This is a genomic window from Paenibacillus thalictri (genome assembly GCF_004307995.1).
Lineage (GTDB): Bacteria > Bacillota > Bacilli > Paenibacillales > NBRC-103111 > Paenibacillus_AF > Paenibacillus_AF thalictri.
In genome coordinates, this window is record NZ_SIRE01000009.1 from 266,957 (window position 1) to 283,020 (window position 16,064).

Consider the following 16,064-nt stretch of genomic DNA (forward strand, 5'->3'; position numbering starts at 1 on the left):
GAATATCTTGAATTGTACCTGCTTTTGGCAGGTGAAATTCGGGGACAAAAGCGAACGCTGGCATTTCTCCAGCATGATTTCGCTCATTACGCTACTTTTTCAGTGGCCGCATGGCGTGCGCTCGTTCTTTTTTGGTTACCGCCGGTTTATTGCTGGCGGGATTGTTTTCGCTTGACGGAGTAACATTTGCGGCATACCGGAATGTAGCTTTCGTTGCCGCCGATCTGAATCTGCTCGCCTTCGAAGACGGGGATTCCGTCCTTGCAGCGCATGTTCATCGTCGCTTTTTTATCGCAGAACCAACAGACCGTCTTGATTTCTTCGATTTTATCCGCGAGCGCCATCAAGTGATAGCTGCCTTCGAACAAATCGCCGACAAAATCGGCCCGCAGCCCGTAAGCAATAACCGGAATGTTCAGCGCATCGACAATTTCAGCCAGCTGCAACACCTGCTGCTTGGATAGGAATTGGGCTTCGTCGACCAGGATGCAGTTCGGTTTTTCGGCAGCGGCAAGCTGGACCATGTCCATCTGTTCATCAACGACGATACCTTCCTTTTGCATACCGATCCTTGAAGCGACTTTGCCGACGCCGTCACGGTTGTTAACGACCGGGGTGAAGAGCAGCACCTTTTTCCCTTGCTCTTCATAGTTATGGGCAACCTTCAGCACATCGATCGATTTGCCGCTGTTCATCGTTCCATATCGGAAATAGAGTTGAGCCACGGTGTTTTGACATTCCTCTCTGTAAGTGAAGTTAAGCGAATGGCAAGGGATCCCAGCCGATATAATGCGCTGAGACCAGCTTTCGAAGCGATTCAAGCGCGCCGGCCGCGCCTGGTAGTATGTCCGACGCAGCCAAGCCGCCAACAAACGGTTGATTGTCGTATACTTTGTGAGGCATCACCCGGATCGAACCTTCAAAAGGCTCCTTGGACGTGCGGATGCGATGCGGTTCCCATATCAATAGATGGGCAAGCTGCCTTACTTGCTCTACCTGACTGGTTTGCAGCACATAAAGCAGCTCGAAATCGGTCATCCCGGGCAGTTGCCGAGTCCAGTCGGGATGAGCTTCGGCATGCAGCAGCACCGCCTTGGAAAGCAGGGCGTCCATGGCCATCATCGGAGCGCTCAGAAACTGCGAATGATCGGCAAGCACCGCGTCCATAATGACTCCGGCCGTTTCCTCATCCGTTTCAATTCCATTGGAACCGGCTGTAAGACGGCCGATAATCAGGGACGGGGCCAATCTGCACGTTCCGGCAGCTTCGGTATCTCTTAAGAAGCTGTCCAGATGGTCGAAGCCGATCTGGGGCCGCTTGCCTGTGAGCGGCGTATCTTGCTCCAGGAGCGCAATGAGGCGCTGCGGATCGAAACCGTATTTTCGCAAAATAGGGGAGATATCCCCGCCGGCAATACGTTCTTCCGTAAAGCGGTGATGGTTCAAACCCAGCGGTTTTTCCGCTGCATGAGAAAACGGCAGATGCCCGATATCATGCAGCAGCGCCGCCACACGAAGCTCGGGTTCGTCCGGGAAAAAACGGGCAGTCAGCGCCCACACGCCAATCGTATGCTCGAGCCGCGAATGCGTGACGGGAGTGCATAAAGCACTTGCGCCATAATGGTGAAGATGTTTCAAGCGGCGCAATGAGGGAGAGGCAAGCAGCTCCGCTTCCAGCGGATGCAGTTCCACCCTCAGCTTGTATAAAGGTTCCGTTACATGTCCTAAAGCCAGTGTCTGATGCAGGAACATCTTTGTGAAATACCTTTCCGGATATTCTTAACAGACGTACATCGTATCATAACCGGAAGCCTGCGGCAATGGATTTAAAAGGACTTTGCGCCGGCTTGGAGGCGGTTTCATCCTCGTCTGAAATATTAGCCGCCATTGCAGGTAGCGGCGTTGTTAGTGCGCGGGAAGCAGCAGTACAACGGTCGTTCCTTGTCCGGGTTCGCTTTCGATCTGCAGCGATCCGTGATGATCGCCGATGATTTTCTGGCTGATCATCAGTCCGAGACCAAAGCCGCCGGCCTTTGTCGAATAAAACGGTTCGCCGACCTTCCGGATCAGCTCTTGAGGTATGCCGGGTCCTTGATCCCGGAAGACGATCCGAACGTAACCGCCGTCCCGCGTCGCGGTGATTTGCAGATCGCCATTGCCCTGCATGGCTTCCAGGGCGTTTTGAATAATATGGCCGAACACTTTCTTAAGCTGCTTTTCGTCACACCATAAGTCGGTCAGGTCGGGAGCGACTGCCGTGATAATCTGTACGCCGCGCGAGTTAAACTCGGAACTACAGCGGTTCGCGGAAAAATCAAGAGCCGCGGCAAGCGCCATTCTGCCGTATTGAACGACAGGAGGTTGAGCAAGCCCGAGAAGCTCGCTGATCATCTGCTCGATCCTCACGAATTCGTGCATCATGACTTCCAGATACTGCTTTTTGAAGTCGCCGGTTGTGTTCATCATTTGGGTAAAGCCCTTCAAAACGGTCAGCGGATTGCGGATTTCATGGGCGATCCCGACAGCGAGCTGACTAGCCGTCGACAGCTTGGCGGATTGCCGGCGCAGCGCTTCGGTCTGTGCACGTTTGGTAATGTCGCGGGTAATCAGAACGAATAAAACGATCTCGCCGCGATCGTCCCTGACAGGTCTTCCGTAAGTTTCGATGATTGATATTTGTCCGTTGCGGCGGAGAAACGGAATTTCAACCAGCGAGGGCTGGCCGCTTTCCAGCATGTGCCGAAACCACGGTTTCATGGCAAGAATCATCGACTCCGGGACGACATCTGCGTTAAACAAAGACAAACCGTTCAAAGACGATACGGAAATGTCGTACAACACTTCGTGAGAAGGGGAGGCGTACACAATGACGCCGTTCGCATCGACAAGCGTAACCAGATCGGACGTATTTTCCGTGATGAGCCGGTACTTGATTTCGCTCTGGCGGAGCGCTTCCTCCGACTTTTTCTTATCGCTGATATCCCTCGCCTTAACGGAAAAGGAGATCACTTCTCCTGTGCCGTCGTAGATGGGAGAAATGGACATGGATATGTCAAGCGAACTGCCGTCCTTCCGCTTGCTCTTCATTTCGTAATCGGAAACGGGAGTTCCCCGTTTTACCTCTTCAAACAGACGGTTCAGCTCCGGATGCGCGGTCTCGTAAACGGTCAAGAGCGGGTTCTCGCGCAGCTCCGCATAGGTATAACCAAACATGTCCTCGTATGTCTTGTTGATTTTGAGCATACGTCTGTCCGAATCCAGTATACCGATGGCATCAGCCGAATGATCGAAAAACGACCGCAGCAGTTCTGCAAACCCAGCACCGTCCCAGTCCTTCATACCGGCGCTTCCGGTGTCCCGGTAATAAACGGCCATGCCTTCGCGGGAAGGATACAGCCGGACTTCCAGCCGGAGCTGCAGTTCCTCATCGTAGTACCGGAACGAGCCCGCTTTCATTTCATTCCACGATTTGTAAAACTCCTGATGAAATGCCTTGCCCGTTAAAGCCGGGAAGACGTCCCAAATGCATTCGCCAAGCACGTCCTCGCGTTTTTTGCGCAGCAGCGACTCGGCGTATTTATTCAGATATGTATAGCGGGCTTGTCTGTCCAGCATGACAAAGGCTTCCGCAATGCTCTCGTATACGTTCTTCATGCGTTTGACGGATGCAAGCAGCTCTTGCTCGAGTTTCACTTGTTCATCAATGTTTTCAACCTGAACCATCATCAGACGGGGACATTCCTCTTCGCACAGCAGGGTGAAGGTGGAACGGCACCAAACGGGCTCTCCCTCGCGGCAAACGTAACGCATCTTCATCGTATAGAAAGGGATGGTTCCGTCCAATAAGAGGCTGGCTTGATGGAGACATAAAAGAAGATCGTCCTGATGTGTGAAGGATTGGATATCCAGCTTGAGCAGCTCGCTTTCGGGGTTGCCGATTAAGCTGCAAAATGCGGGATTGGCAGCGGCTAACTTACCGCTCAGTTCAATTAGAAAAAAACCGACGCAGGAATGCTCAAATAAGTTGGCAATCATCTGCATGGGTATGGCCGCGGATTTTGCGGGTTCGAAGAGGCTGTTAAGGGATCCGGATAACATGGGCGCGCTTCAGTTCCTTCCGTGCTCTACCGCAGGAGCGGCATGTCAGCCCCGGCGGATCCTGTTTCTCTGTCCATTATTTTACTGGAAATGGTATGGAACGTACACTGCTAAATTATAAATATGTAAATAAATTTTCATATTTGCTGCAGACCCTTTCGGCCAAGCTTAAACCGCCACGAAAAATCGATGACGGAATAGTGCATAATTTTAGAAAAATCTGATTTATTTAAATTGATATAATGTATCTCGAATGTTAATATATTCATATTCTACTAGTTTTAGAGGTTCACCGGATTGTCACATGTGTAGTTTGCCCGGCGCTATGGCGGGCATTCGTTGTATTTTCGCACGGAAAAAACAGCGAACCGCTTCATTTGTTCATGCTCTGCCACGAAAAATAAGAAAGGAAAGGTTGCACACCATGACGAGAAACGGACTGCCCGCCAAACAAGGCCTGTACGATCCGCAGTTTGAGCATGACGCTTGCGGTATCGGGTTTGTAGCGAACATCAAAGGTGTCAAGTCGCATGAAATTTTGGAACAGGCGCTTGCCGTACTCTGCAATTTGGACCACCGCGGCGGACAAGGCTCGGAAACCAATACGGGGGACGGCGCAGGTATTTTACTGCAAATACCGCATGGCTTTCTGCAGCGGGAATGCGCCAAAGAAGGCATCGAGCTGCCGGAGGCCGGAAGGTACGGCGTCGGCATGGCGTTTTTGCCGCAGGATGCGGAAGCCCGCACGAAATGCGAGGCGCTGATCGAAGAGAGCATCCGCGAGACCGGGCAGCAGTTGCTGGGCTGGAGGACAGTTCCGACAGACAATGTATCTCTTGGCGCTACGGCCCGATCGGTGGAGCCGTTTGTCCGCCAAGTGTTTATTGGCGCAAGCGCGGATGTGAGCGACAATCTCTCATTTGAACGGAAGCTTTACGTCATCCGCAAGCTGATTGAGAATGCCGTCCGAGTACAAGATCTTAGCTGTTATTTCCCCAGTTTTTCAAGCCGCACCATAGTTTATAAAGGCATGCTGACCCCGGAACAAGTGAGCAGCTACTACATCGAATTGAAGGATCCCGCGGTTGAGACCGCTTTAGCGCTTGTACACTCCCGTTTCTCCACGAATACATTCCCCAACTGGGAAAGAGCTCATCCTTACCGCTATCTCATCCATAATGGCGAAATCAATACATTGCGGGGCAACGTCAACTGGATGCACGCCCGTCAGGCGATGTGCGAAACCGAACTGTTCGGCGGCGACCTTAAGAAAATCATGCCGATTATCGACGGAGAAGGCTCCGATTCGCAGATGTTCGATAACTGCCTTGAGTTTCTGATGTTGTCCGGCCGCTCCTTGCCTCATGCCGCGATGATGATGATCCCCGAACCTTGGTCCAAACATGAATCGATGACCCCGGAAAAGAAAGCGTTTTACGAATATCACAGCACGTTGATGGAGCCGTGGGACGGTCCGGCTGCCATATCCTTTACGGACGGCAGCATTATCGGCGCCGTGCTTGACCGCAACGGACTTCGTCCAGCGCGTTATTACGTGACCAGCGACGATCTGATCGTGCTTGCTTCCGAAGTCGGCGTGCTCGACATCGACCCGGAGAAAATCGTCCGCAAGGAACGGCTGCGTCCGGGACGCATGCTGCTGGTCGATACCGTAGAGGGCCGCATCGTGTCCGACGAGGAGGCCAAGCGCCGCATCGTCAGCGAGAAGCCTTACCGCGAATGGCTTGATCAGCATCTGATTTCGCTGGAAGAGCTTCCGGAAGCTCCGCAAGTGCCGGAATCGGATCACGAGACGCTGCAGCAGCGCCAGCAGGCGTTTGGCTATACGTTCGAGCAGCTGCGCAAGTTCCTTGAGCCGATGGCCAAGATCGGCGTAGATCCGATCGGCTCGATGGGGTACGATGCGCCGCTTGCCGTATTGTCGGAGCGGCCTCAATTGCTCTACAACTACTTTAAACAGTTGTTCGCCCAAGTGACGAATCCGCCAATTGATGCGAACTTTGAAGAAATCATTACCGCCCAGGGCACTACAATAGGACCGGAACGCAACTTGATCCGGCCGGAGCCGGAGAGCTGCCGGCAGATCCGTCTGGCATCGCCGTTCCTTACCAATGAAGAGCTGGCGAAGCTGCGCCATATCGAACGCGACGGCTTTCAGGTCGCCGAGCTGCCGATTTTGTTCCAGGCGGACGGCGGGACGGCCGCGATGGAGCGGGCGGTAAACGAGCTTTATGAAGCTGCGGACCAGTCGATTGCGGAAGGGGCGACGCTGCTTATTTTGTCCGACCGCGGCGTCAACGCCGAACTGGCTCCGATCCCGGCGCTGCTCGCCGTCAGCGGGCTGCACCATCACTTGATCCGGGAAGGAACCCGCACGAGGGTCGGGCTGCTGCTGGAAACCGGCGAACCCCGCGAAACTCATCATTTTGCGCTGCTGCTTGGGTACGGCGCCGGAGCCATCAATCCTTATCTTGCGCTGGAAACGCTCGACGATATGATCCGCCAGAACTTGCTGCAGGGCGTTACGCACGAGAAAGCGGTATACAATTACATCAAGGCCGTTACGAAAGGCGTCGTCAAAGTGCTGGCCAAGATGGGCATCTCCACGATCCAAAGTTACCGCGGTGCGCAAATATTCGAAGCGGTAGGCCTAAACCAAGCCGTTGTCGACAAGTATTTCACATGGACGTATACGCCGGTAGGCGGTATTGGCGTCGAATCGATCGCTGAAGAGGCGATTGCGCGGCATCGGCGAGGCTTCTCTCAGCAAGAGGGCCGCGACCGGGTGCTTGATCCCGGAGGAGAACTGCAGTGGAGACAGAATGCCGAGGACCATCTCTATCAGCCGGAGACGATCCATGCGCTGCAGACGGCGGTCAAAACAAATAACTACAACTTGTTCAAAACGTTCACCAAACTGATTCAGCGCGAGAACGAGAAGTATAGAACGCTTCGCTCGCTTTTTGCTTTCAAGTCGGTCCGCCCCGCAGTACCGCTTGATGAAGTCGAGTCGGTCGAACAGATCGTGAAGCGCTTTAAGACGGGCGCCATGTCGTACGGCTCGATTTCCAAGGAGGCGCATGAGACGCTGGCGATCGCGATGAACCGGATCGGCGGCAAAAGCAATACCGGCGAAGGCGGGGAAAGCGCGGACCGCTTTACGCCGGATGCGAATGGGGATTCCCGCCGCAGTGCGATCAAGCAGGTCGCTTCGGGACGTTTTGGCGTAACAAGCAATTACCTTGTGAATTCCGACGAAATTCAGATCAAAATGGCGCAAGGAGCCAAGCCGGGCGAAGGCGGGCAGCTGCCGGGATCCAAGGTATATCCGTGGGTTGCAGAATGCCGCGGCGTAACCCCGGGCGTCGGCTTGATTTCTCCTCCTCCACACCATGACATATATTCGATTGAAGACTTGGCCGAGTTGATCCACGATTTGAAAAACGCCAACCCGCGCGCCCGTATCAGCGTCAAACTTGTGTCCGAGGTCGGCGTAGGGACGATCGCCGCCGGGGTCGCCAAGGGTAAAGCGGACGTCGTGCTGATCTCCGGCTACGATGGAGGAACCGGGGCTTCACCGCAGACGTCGATCCGCCATGCCGGATTGCCGTGGGAGCTTGGCCTTGCGGAAACGCATCAGACGTTGGTGCTGAACAACTTGCGCAGCCGGATTGCTGTTGAGACGGACGGCAAGCTGATGAGCGGACGCGATGTGGTCATTGCCGCACTTTTGGGAGCGGAGGAATTCGGTTTTGCTACGACGCCGCTGATAACGCTTGGCTGTATCATGATGCGCGTATGCCATCTGGACACCTGCCCGGTCGGCGTAGCAACGCAAAATCCGGATTTGCGCAAGAAATTTACCGGAGACCCGCAGCATGTCGTCAACTTTATGCGTTTTATCGCACAGGACATGCGTGAGCTGATGGCCGAGCTTGGATTTAGAACCGTCGAAGAGATGATCGGACATACGGAAATTTTGGAAACCAAACAAGCCGTCGAACACTGGAAGGCTAGGGGCGTCGACCTTTCACCGCTGCTTCATCAGCCGGATGTACCGGAGGAAGTCGGGCGTTTCTGCAGCATGGAACAGGATCACGGATTGAACCGGTCACTGGATGTAACCGAGCTGCTGGACATTTGCCGTCCTGCTCTCGAACGTAAAGAACATGTTCATGCGATCCTTCCGATTCGTAACGTCAACCGTGTCACCGGAACGATTCTCGGCAGTGAAGTGACTCGGCGGTACGGCTTGGAAGGACTGCCCCATGACACGATTCGCCTGCATTTTAACGGTTCGGCCGGCCAGAGCTTCGGTGCGTTTGTTCCCAGGGGGATTACGCTGTCGCTGCAGGGAGACGCCAACGATTATGTCGGCAAAGGTTTGTCGGGCGGCAAAATCGCCATCTTCCCGCCGGAAAACGCCAATTTTGTGCCTGAAGAGAACATTGTGATCGGTAACGTGGCACTTTATGGTGCCACGGACGGCGATGTCTACATCCGGGGGATCGCAGGCGAACGGTTTGCCGTCCGCAATTCCGGCGCACGGGCCGTTGTTGAAGGTGTCGGCGACCATGGATGCGAATATATGACGGGGGGCCGCGTCGTCGTGCTTGGCGGCACCGGCCGCAATTTCGCCGCAGGCATGTCGGGCGGTATCGCTTATGTGCTCGATGAGGATGGCACGTTTGCTGAGCGCTGCAATAAAGAAATGGTGCTGCTCGAGCAAATGGAGGAGATTTACGAATCCGAAGAGGTTCGCAACATGATTCAGCATCATGCCACATTTACCGGCAGTGACGTCGCTCAGCGTATCCTGCTCAATTGGGAGCTTTATTTATGGAAATTCGTCAAGATCATTCCGAAAGATTACAAGCGGATGTTCGAGGCGATCGAGCGTGTGAAAAGATCCGGCTTAAGCCAGCAGGAAGCGATGCTGGTTGCTTTTGAGGAGAACATGAGAGATGTCTCCCGCGTCAGCGGAAACTAACAACCATACGGAGGGTTAGCAATGGGAAAACCGACGGGTTTTATAGAATATCAACGCGAAGTCCCAGTGGAAATGGCTCCGCTGATGCGTATCTCGCATTGGAAGGAATTTGCCGTCCCCATGCCGGAAGAGAATCTGCGGACGCAGGGCGCCCGCTGTATGGATTGCGGCATTCCGTTCTGCCATACCGGAAAATTGATCAGCGGCATGGCTTCCGGATGTCCGGTGAACAATCTCATTCCCGAATGGAATGATCTTGTATACCGCGGACAATGGCGCGAAGCGTTGGATCGGCTGCATAAAACGAACAACTTTCCGGAGTTCACCGGGCGTGTCTGTCCGGCTCCATGCGAAGGTTCGTGCACAGTCGGCTTGAACGGCTCCGCCGTAACGATCAAAAACATTGAAAAATCGATCATCGATAAAGGATTCGCGGAAGGTTGGGTTGTGCCCAATCCGCCGAAGACGCGCACCGGTAAAAAAGTCGCCGTCATCGGGTCCGGTCCATCCGGTCTGGCTTGCGCCGACCAGCTCAACAAGGCGGGGCATACGGTGACGGTGTATGAACGGTCGGACCGCGTCGGCGGACTGTTGATGTATGGCATTCCCAACATGAAGCTGGACAAAACCTACGTACAGCGTCGTGTCGATCTGATGAAAGCGGAAGGCGTGACTTTCGTGACCGGCACGGAGATTGGCAAGGACATCCCCGCAGCCCAGATCAAAGAGCAGAACGACGCTGTGGTATTGTGCGGGGGAGCAACAAACGGCCGCGATCTCAAAATCGAGGGACGGGAGCTGAAAGGCGTTCACTTGGCGATGGAGTTTTTGTCCAAAAACACCAAAAGCCTGCTGGATTCCGCACATCAGAACGGCGCCCATATTTCCGCAGAAGGCAAAGATGTTATCGTTATCGGCGGCGGCGACACCGGAACGGACTGCGTAGGCACCTCGATCCGTCACAAATGCAGAAGCGTAACTCAATTTGAGATCATGCCGCGTCCGGCGGATACCCGCCAGCCTAACAATCCGTGGCCGGAGTGGCCCCGCGTATATAAAATGGATTACGGCCAAGAAGAAGCTGCGGCGCTTCAAGGCGAGGATCCGCGTAAATATTTGATCAACACGAAGAAGTTTGTCGGCGATGAAAACGGGCATATCAAGGAGCTGCATACCGTCTTGATCGAATGGAAAAAAGACGATCAGGGCCGTTTTGTTCCGGCCGAAGTTCCGGGCAGCGAGAAGGTGTATCCTGCTCAGCTTGTACTGCTGGCGATGGGTTTTATCGGACCGGAGCATACCGTATTGGACCAGCTTGGCGTGGAGAAAGATGAGCGGACTAACGCCAAAGCGGAGTATGATAAATTTGCGACCAATGTCGAGGGGGTTTTTGCCGCCGGCGATATGAGAAGGGGACAAAGTCTGGTCGTATGGGCGATTAACGAAGGACGCGGTGCAGCTCGCGAAGTCGACCGTTATTTGATGGGCTCTTCCAACTTGCCATAGTCAACGGCTTGATGGCAGTTTCTTTAGACAGAATGGATAACTTAATTTTTATGCGTACAAAGGAGCTTGTCCTGATGATGGCCAAAGATATTGTTTCCACGGAAGAGATGAAAGCCCTGTTGTCCGGGGATGAGACCGAAGATACGGTGAACGATGTAAGCCCAGGATTTGTGCTGGAAAAAACAAGCGCAGATCGCCAGATCAATGAATTGGTTATGATTGTGCGTACTTTGCAAAGCCAAGTGGATGTATTGACTTCACGAGTCCGGGTGCTGGAGCACTTGCTTAATGATCAAGATGCCATAGCCGAGGCGGCGGCCGCTTCCGAGATGCGGAGGAACAAGCTGCTGGCGCTTACGGACCAAGAGGCTCCGGGGGCACGCCCCAGAACGGAACCAAAGCCGCTTCCCTTGATGCCGAGATCCGAGCTTCACGGAAAGAAGAAAAAGGGCTTTTTTAACCGCGGCAGTGATTAATGCCGTTTGAATTTAGCGATGATGCTTATAAAATTGGAAAAACAGGCTCCTCTTGTTCAGCCGACGGCTGCGCAAGAAGAGCCTGTTTTATAGTAATCTTACAAGTGGGAAGAAGCAGCAGTTGACGGGCATGTCGACGGTTAGGTTAGGTGAGTCGATGAACGGACCAGACAATACCTCCAGAAGTTGAACCGCCGAGGTTAAGGGATAAAGTTAAGCCGTTAGGGACATAAAATAGGCCGATCACATCTCCTTGATTGAGCGAAACATCTCCCGCCAAGGTGACAGTTCCATCTCCAAGAATAACTCTTAAAGTTAATACCAAAGCAACATTGACGTCCAGGATAGGGAATAAACCGCTTATTAATGTCGTTGCGGTCGGCGATGTTCTTTGAACCGAGAAAGAAGGATTGACTCCCGCTCCAAGACTAAGAGATAAGGTAGCGGATGTGGAATAGTTAATGGTGGCAACAATCGCAAACCTGCCTGTATTTTGAATGGTATAGCTTCCCGTTGTAGTATTAAAGCCTGTTCCGGTGTAATAGGGAGTTGTTACGGTCCAGTTTCCGAGCTGTACCGGTGTGGTAGAAGCAGTAGTTAGTGAGGGAATGAATGCAGAGAATCCTTCAGCCAACACACTTGGCCCTTGACCTCCCGTAGCCCCCGTGAGTCCGATCGCGCCTGTAACACCCGTAGAGCCTGTTGCCCCTGTAAGTCCGACTGCCCCTGTGAGCCCAATGGCTCCAGTTACACCAGTGGCTCCGGTGATCCCGATGGCTCCAGTTACACCTGTGGCCCCTGTGGCCCCGGTAGGTCCGGTGACCCCAACTGCGCCCGTGAGCCCAACGGCTCCAGTTACACCAGTAGCGCCAGTGATTCCGTTGGCTCCTGTAAGTCCAACTGCACCGGTGACGCCCGTGGCACCAGTAGCACCGGTGAGCCCAGCCGCGCCAGTGATTCCGACTGCTCCAGTTACACCAGTAGCGCCAGTGATCCCGTTGGCTCCTGTAAGCCCGGCCGCGCCAGTGACACCTGTGGCTCCGGTAGGTCCGGTGACCCCAACTGCGCCCGTGAGCCCAACGGCTCCAGTTTCCCCTGTAGCGCCAGTGATTCCGTTAGCTCCTGTAAGTCCAACTGCACCGGTTACTCCGGTGGCTCCGGAGAGCCCAACCGCGCCAGTGATTCCAACGGCTCCAGTTTCCCCTGTAGCACCAGTGATTCCATTGGCTCCTGTAAGTCCAGCTGCACCGGTGGCGCCCGTGGCCCCAGTAGCACCGGTGCCCCCAGCTGCGCCTGTGATTCCGTTGGATCCTGTAAGTCCAACTGCACCAGTAACTCCGGTGGCCCCGGAGAGCCCAACCGCGCCTGTGAGTCCAGTGGCCCCGGTAACCCCGTCGGCGCCGGTAACGCCATCTGCTCCTGTGCTGCCAGTAGAGCCGGTAACGCCGTCCACCCCGGTGGAGCCCGTCGCGCCAGTAATGCCGTCCACACCAGTGTTGCCCGTAGCACCTGTAACGCCGTCGGCACCGGTGTTGCCCGTCGCGCCAGTAAAACCGTCCGCACCAGTATTGCCTGTAGCTCCTGTAACACCGTCTGCTCCAGTGTTTCCCGTCGCGCCAGTAACACCGTCTGCCCCAGTGTTGCCCGTGGTACCCGTAACGCCGGTAACGCCATCCGCACCAGTGTTGCCTGTAGCGCCAGTAATGCCGTCTGCCCCAGTGCTGCCCGTTGCTCCCGTAACGCCGTCCGCACCAGTGGTACCTGTTACGCCTGTAACGCCGTCTGCCCCAGTAATGCCTGTGGAGCCCGTAACGCCGTCTGCACCGGTGATGCCTGTGGAGCCCGTAACGCCATCCGCGCCAGTACTGCCCGTGACGCCAGTAACACCGTCCGTGCCAGTGGTCCCCGTGGCCCCGGTAACGCCGTCCACCCCGGTGGTACCAGTAGCGCCCGTAATTCCAACCGCGCCAATACTGCCAGTGGCACCGGTAACTCCGTCGGCCCCGGTATTGCCCGTCGCGCCTGTAACACCGTCTGTTCCAGTGTTGCCCGCCGCGCCTGTAATACCGTCAGCTCCAGTGATACCCGTGGTGCCGGTAACGCCGTCAGCTCCGGTGCTGCCAGTGGCGCCAGTAACCCCGTCCGCGCCAGTGTTTCCTGTTGCGCCGGTAACGCCGTCCGCCCCGGTGGTACCAGTAGCGCCGGTAACGCCATCCGCACCATTGTTGCCTGTAGCGCCGGTAACGCCATCCGCACCATTGTTGCCTGTAGCGCCGGTAACGCCGTCCGCACCAGTGGTACCTGTTGCACCTGTAACGCCGTCTGCCCCAGTAATGCCTGTGGCGCCCGTAACGCCGTCTGCCCCGGTGTTGCCTGTAGCTCCTGTAACGCCGTCTGCGCCAGTGCTGCCCGTAGCGCCGGTAACGCCGTCCGCCCCGGTGGTACCAGTAGCGCCGGTAACGCCGTCCGCACCAGTGATACCTGCGGCGCCGGTAACGCCGTCCACCCCGGTGGTACCAGTAGCGCCCGTAATTCCAACCGCGCCAATACTGCCAGTGGCCCCGGTAACTCCGTCGGCCCCGGTATTGCCCGTCGCGCCTGTAACGCCGTCTGTTCCAGTGTTGCCCGTCGCGCCTGTAATACCGCCAGCTCCGGTGTTGCCAGTAGCGCCCGTAACGCCGTCAGATCCTGTGTTGCCTGTCGCGCCCGTAACACCGTCAGCTCCAGTGATACCCGTGGTGCCGGTAACGCCGTCAGCTCCGGTGCTGCCAGTGGCGCCAGTAACCCCGTCCGCGCCAGTGTTTCCTGTTGCGCCGGTAACGCCGTCCGCCCCGGTGGTACCAGTAGCGCCGGTAACGCCATCCGCACCATTGTTGCCTGTAGCGCCCGTAACGCCGTCTGCTCCTGTGCTGCCAGTAACGCCGTCTGCCCCAGTGCTGCCCGTGGCACCCAAAACGCCGTCGGCACCGGTACTGCCCGTAGCGCCCGTAACGCCATCCGCGCCAGTGTTACCTGTTGCACCGGTAACGCCGTCTGCTCCAGTGTTGCCCGTAGCACCCGTAACGCCGTCCGCGCCCGTGCCGCCCGAGGCTCCCGTCGCGCCGTCTGCACCCGTGCCGCCTGTAGCTCCTGTCGCGCCGTCCGCCCCCGTGCCGCCTGTAGCTCCCGTCGCGCCGTCTGCGCCGGTGCCGCCTGTGGCTCCTGTCGCGCCGTTCGCGCCCGTACCGCCCGTAGCTCCCGTCACGCCGCCCGCGCCGGTGCCGCCCGTCGCACCCGTCGCACCGCCCGCCCCCGTGCCGCCCGTAGCACCTGTCGCTCCCGGATCGCCCGCAGCGCCCGTCGCGCCATCTGCACCCGTGCCGCCCGTAGCTCCGGTTGCGCCCGTGCCGCCTGTGGCTCCCATCGCACCGGTCGCTCCCGGATCGCCCGCAGCGCCCGTCGCACCGTCTGCGCCCGTGCCGCCCGTAGCTCCGGTTGCGCCCGTGCCGCCCGTAGCTCCCGTCACGCCGCCCGCGCCCGTGCCGCCTGTGGCTCCCGTCGCGCCGTCTGCCCCCGTACCGCCCGTAGCTCCCGTCACGCCGCCCGCGCCCGTGCCGCCCGTAGCTCCCGTCACGCCGCCCGCGCCCGTGCCGCCCGTAGCTCCCGTCACGCCGCCCGCGCCGGTGCCGCCTGTGGCTCCCGTCGCGCCGTCTGCCCCCGTACCGCCCGCAGCTCCCGTCGCGCCGTCCGCGCCCGTGCCGCCTGTGGCTCCCGTCGCGCCGTCCGCGCCCGAGGCACCCGTCACGCCGTTCGCGCCCGTGCTGCCCGCAGCGCCCGTCGCACCGTCCGCGCCCGTGCCGCCCGTAGCTCCCGTCGCGCCGTCTGCGCCCGTGCCGCCCGTCGCGCCCGCGGCTCCCGTAACGCCGCCCGCCCCCGTGCCGCCCGTAGCACCCGTCGCGCCATCTGCGCCCGTGCCGCCTGTGGCACCCGTCGCGCCGTCCGCGCCCGAGGCACCCGTCACGCCGTTCGCGCCCGTGCTGCCCGCAGCGCCCGTCGCACCGTCCGCGCCCGTGCCGCCCGTAGCACCCGTCGCGCCATCTGCGCCCGTGCCGCCTGTGGCACCCGTCGCGCCGTCTGAGCCCGTGCCGCCTGTGGCTCCCATCGCACCGGTCGCTCCCGGATCGCCCGCAGCGCCCGTCGCACCGTCTGCCCCCGTACCGCCTGTGGCTCCCGTCGTGCCGTCAGCCCCCGTGCCGCCTGTAGCTCCCGTCGCGCCGTCTGCGCCCGTGCCGCCTGTAGCTCCCGTCGCGCCGTCTGCGCCCGTGCCGCCCGCGGCTCCCGTCGCACCATCCGCGCCCGTGCCGCCCGTGGCCCCCGCAGCTCCCGTCGCCCCGTCCGCACCCGTGCCGCCCGCAGCTCCAGTTCCTCCGCCACCGGCACCCGTCGCCCCAACGGCTCCAGTAGCCCCCGTCGGTCCCGTGCTGCCTGTGGCAGCAATTACAGCGAGATTTGCCAGAGCTGCTACTTTTTCCAGCCTGGAGTCTAAAAACATCTCGGTTAAATTTATTTCCTTAATCGTATCGCGTACGCTATCGCTTACTAAGAGGATATCGCTAAGTGACGCCGGCGGTGAGGAGACTCCAGGGAGTGTGCCCAGTGCAAACTGCATCTTTTCGCCTTCGCTATTGGCGATATGGCTAAGACCGAGTTCCTCGAGCGCGATCGAAGAAAGCAGCAAGTTGATCGCATCCTCAAAATTAACTGATACAGCGGGTGTTATATTTGGGAAATTAGCTTGTGACACGAACGCACCGCTCCTTCACTATGGCCAGATCAATTCTATTATCATGTATATTAAAAATTGATAGCCGGTGCTTTAGGTGAATTCAGCGTTTTTATACCCATAAAGATGTGTTTGGCTGTAGCTGAACTAAGGAGGGTGCAGTGATCTTATATCTCGACGCCATAAGAGGGATGGGGGAGGTCTTTGTTTT

General features: G+C 57.3%; 7 protein-coding genes. 3 read left to right on the plus strand and 4 right to left on the minus strand.

What is annotated here, in order from left to right; translation table 11 throughout:
• Positions 1 to 146: 146 nt before the first annotated feature.
• The 3 genes from EYB31_RS14350 to EYB31_RS14360 form a co-directional block, all read right to left on the minus strand.
• Entirely contained in the window at positions 147 to 725 is a 579-nt protein-coding gene (locus EYB31_RS14350; protein WP_131014021.1) for a thymidine kinase, read from the minus strand.
• A 31-nt stretch (positions 726 to 756) separates the two neighbouring features.
• Entirely contained in the window at positions 757 to 1,752 is a 996-nt protein-coding gene (locus EYB31_RS14355; protein WP_131014022.1) for an HD domain-containing protein, read from the minus strand.
• A gap of 153 nt (positions 1,753 to 1,905) precedes the next feature.
• Positions 1,906 to 4,041, minus strand: coding sequence for a PAS domain-containing protein (locus EYB31_RS14360; RefSeq protein ID WP_165452427.1), 2,136 nt, complete (start codon positions 4,039 to 4,041; stop codon positions 1,906 to 1,908).
• 481 nt (positions 4,042 to 4,522) lie between these two features.
• On the opposite strand from EYB31_RS14360, the gene gltB reads away from it, so the two are divergent.
• From gltB to EYB31_RS14375, 3 genes are all read left to right on the plus strand, one after another.
• The gene (gene gltB, locus EYB31_RS14365; RefSeq protein ID WP_131014024.1) at positions 4,523 to 9,109 is read left to right on the plus strand and encodes a glutamate synthase large subunit; all 4,587 of its coding nucleotides are present in this window, start codon (positions 4,523 to 4,525) and stop codon (positions 9,107 to 9,109) included.
• Positions 9,110 to 9,130: 21 nt separating this feature from the next.
• Positions 9,131 to 10,615, plus strand: coding sequence for a glutamate synthase subunit beta (locus EYB31_RS14370; protein ID WP_131014025.1), 1,485 nt, complete (start codon positions 9,131 to 9,133; stop codon positions 10,613 to 10,615).
• Between the two features lie 74 nt (positions 10,616 to 10,689).
• On the plus strand, positions 10,690 to 11,091 hold the full coding sequence (locus EYB31_RS14375; RefSeq protein ID WP_131014026.1) for a hypothetical protein: 402 nt from the start codon (positions 10,690 to 10,692) through the stop codon (positions 11,089 to 11,091).
• Positions 11,092 to 11,236: 145 nt separating this feature from the next.
• On the opposite strand, the gene EYB31_RS14380 is transcribed toward EYB31_RS14375, so the two are convergent.
• On the minus strand, positions 11,237 to 15,874 hold the full coding sequence (locus tag EYB31_RS14380; protein WP_240762412.1) for a beta strand repeat-containing protein: 4,638 nt from the start codon (positions 15,872 to 15,874) through the stop codon (positions 11,237 to 11,239).
• Positions 15,875 to 16,064 lie beyond the last annotated feature (190 nt).

What these genes read in the sequence shown, in the direction of transcription:
- EYB31_RS14360 (WP_165452427.1), bottom strand. Translation starts at nt 4,041, where the DNA reads ATGCAGATGATTGCCAACTTATTTGAGCATTCCTGCGTCGGTTTTTTT.
- EYB31_RS14375 (WP_131014026.1), top strand. Translation starts at nt 10,690, where the DNA reads ATGATGGCCAAAGATATTGTTTCCACGGAAGAGATGAAAGCCCTGTTG.
- gltB (WP_131014024.1), top strand. Translation starts at nt 4,523, where the DNA reads ATGACGAGAAACGGACTGCCCGCCAAACAAGGCCTGTACGATCCGCAG.
- EYB31_RS14355 (WP_131014022.1), bottom strand. Translation starts at nt 1,752, where the DNA reads ATGTTCCTGCATCAGACACTGGCTTTAGGACATGTAACGGAACCTTTA.
- EYB31_RS14370 (WP_131014025.1), top strand. Translation starts at nt 9,131, where the DNA reads ATGGGAAAACCGACGGGTTTTATAGAATATCAACGCGAAGTCCCAGTG.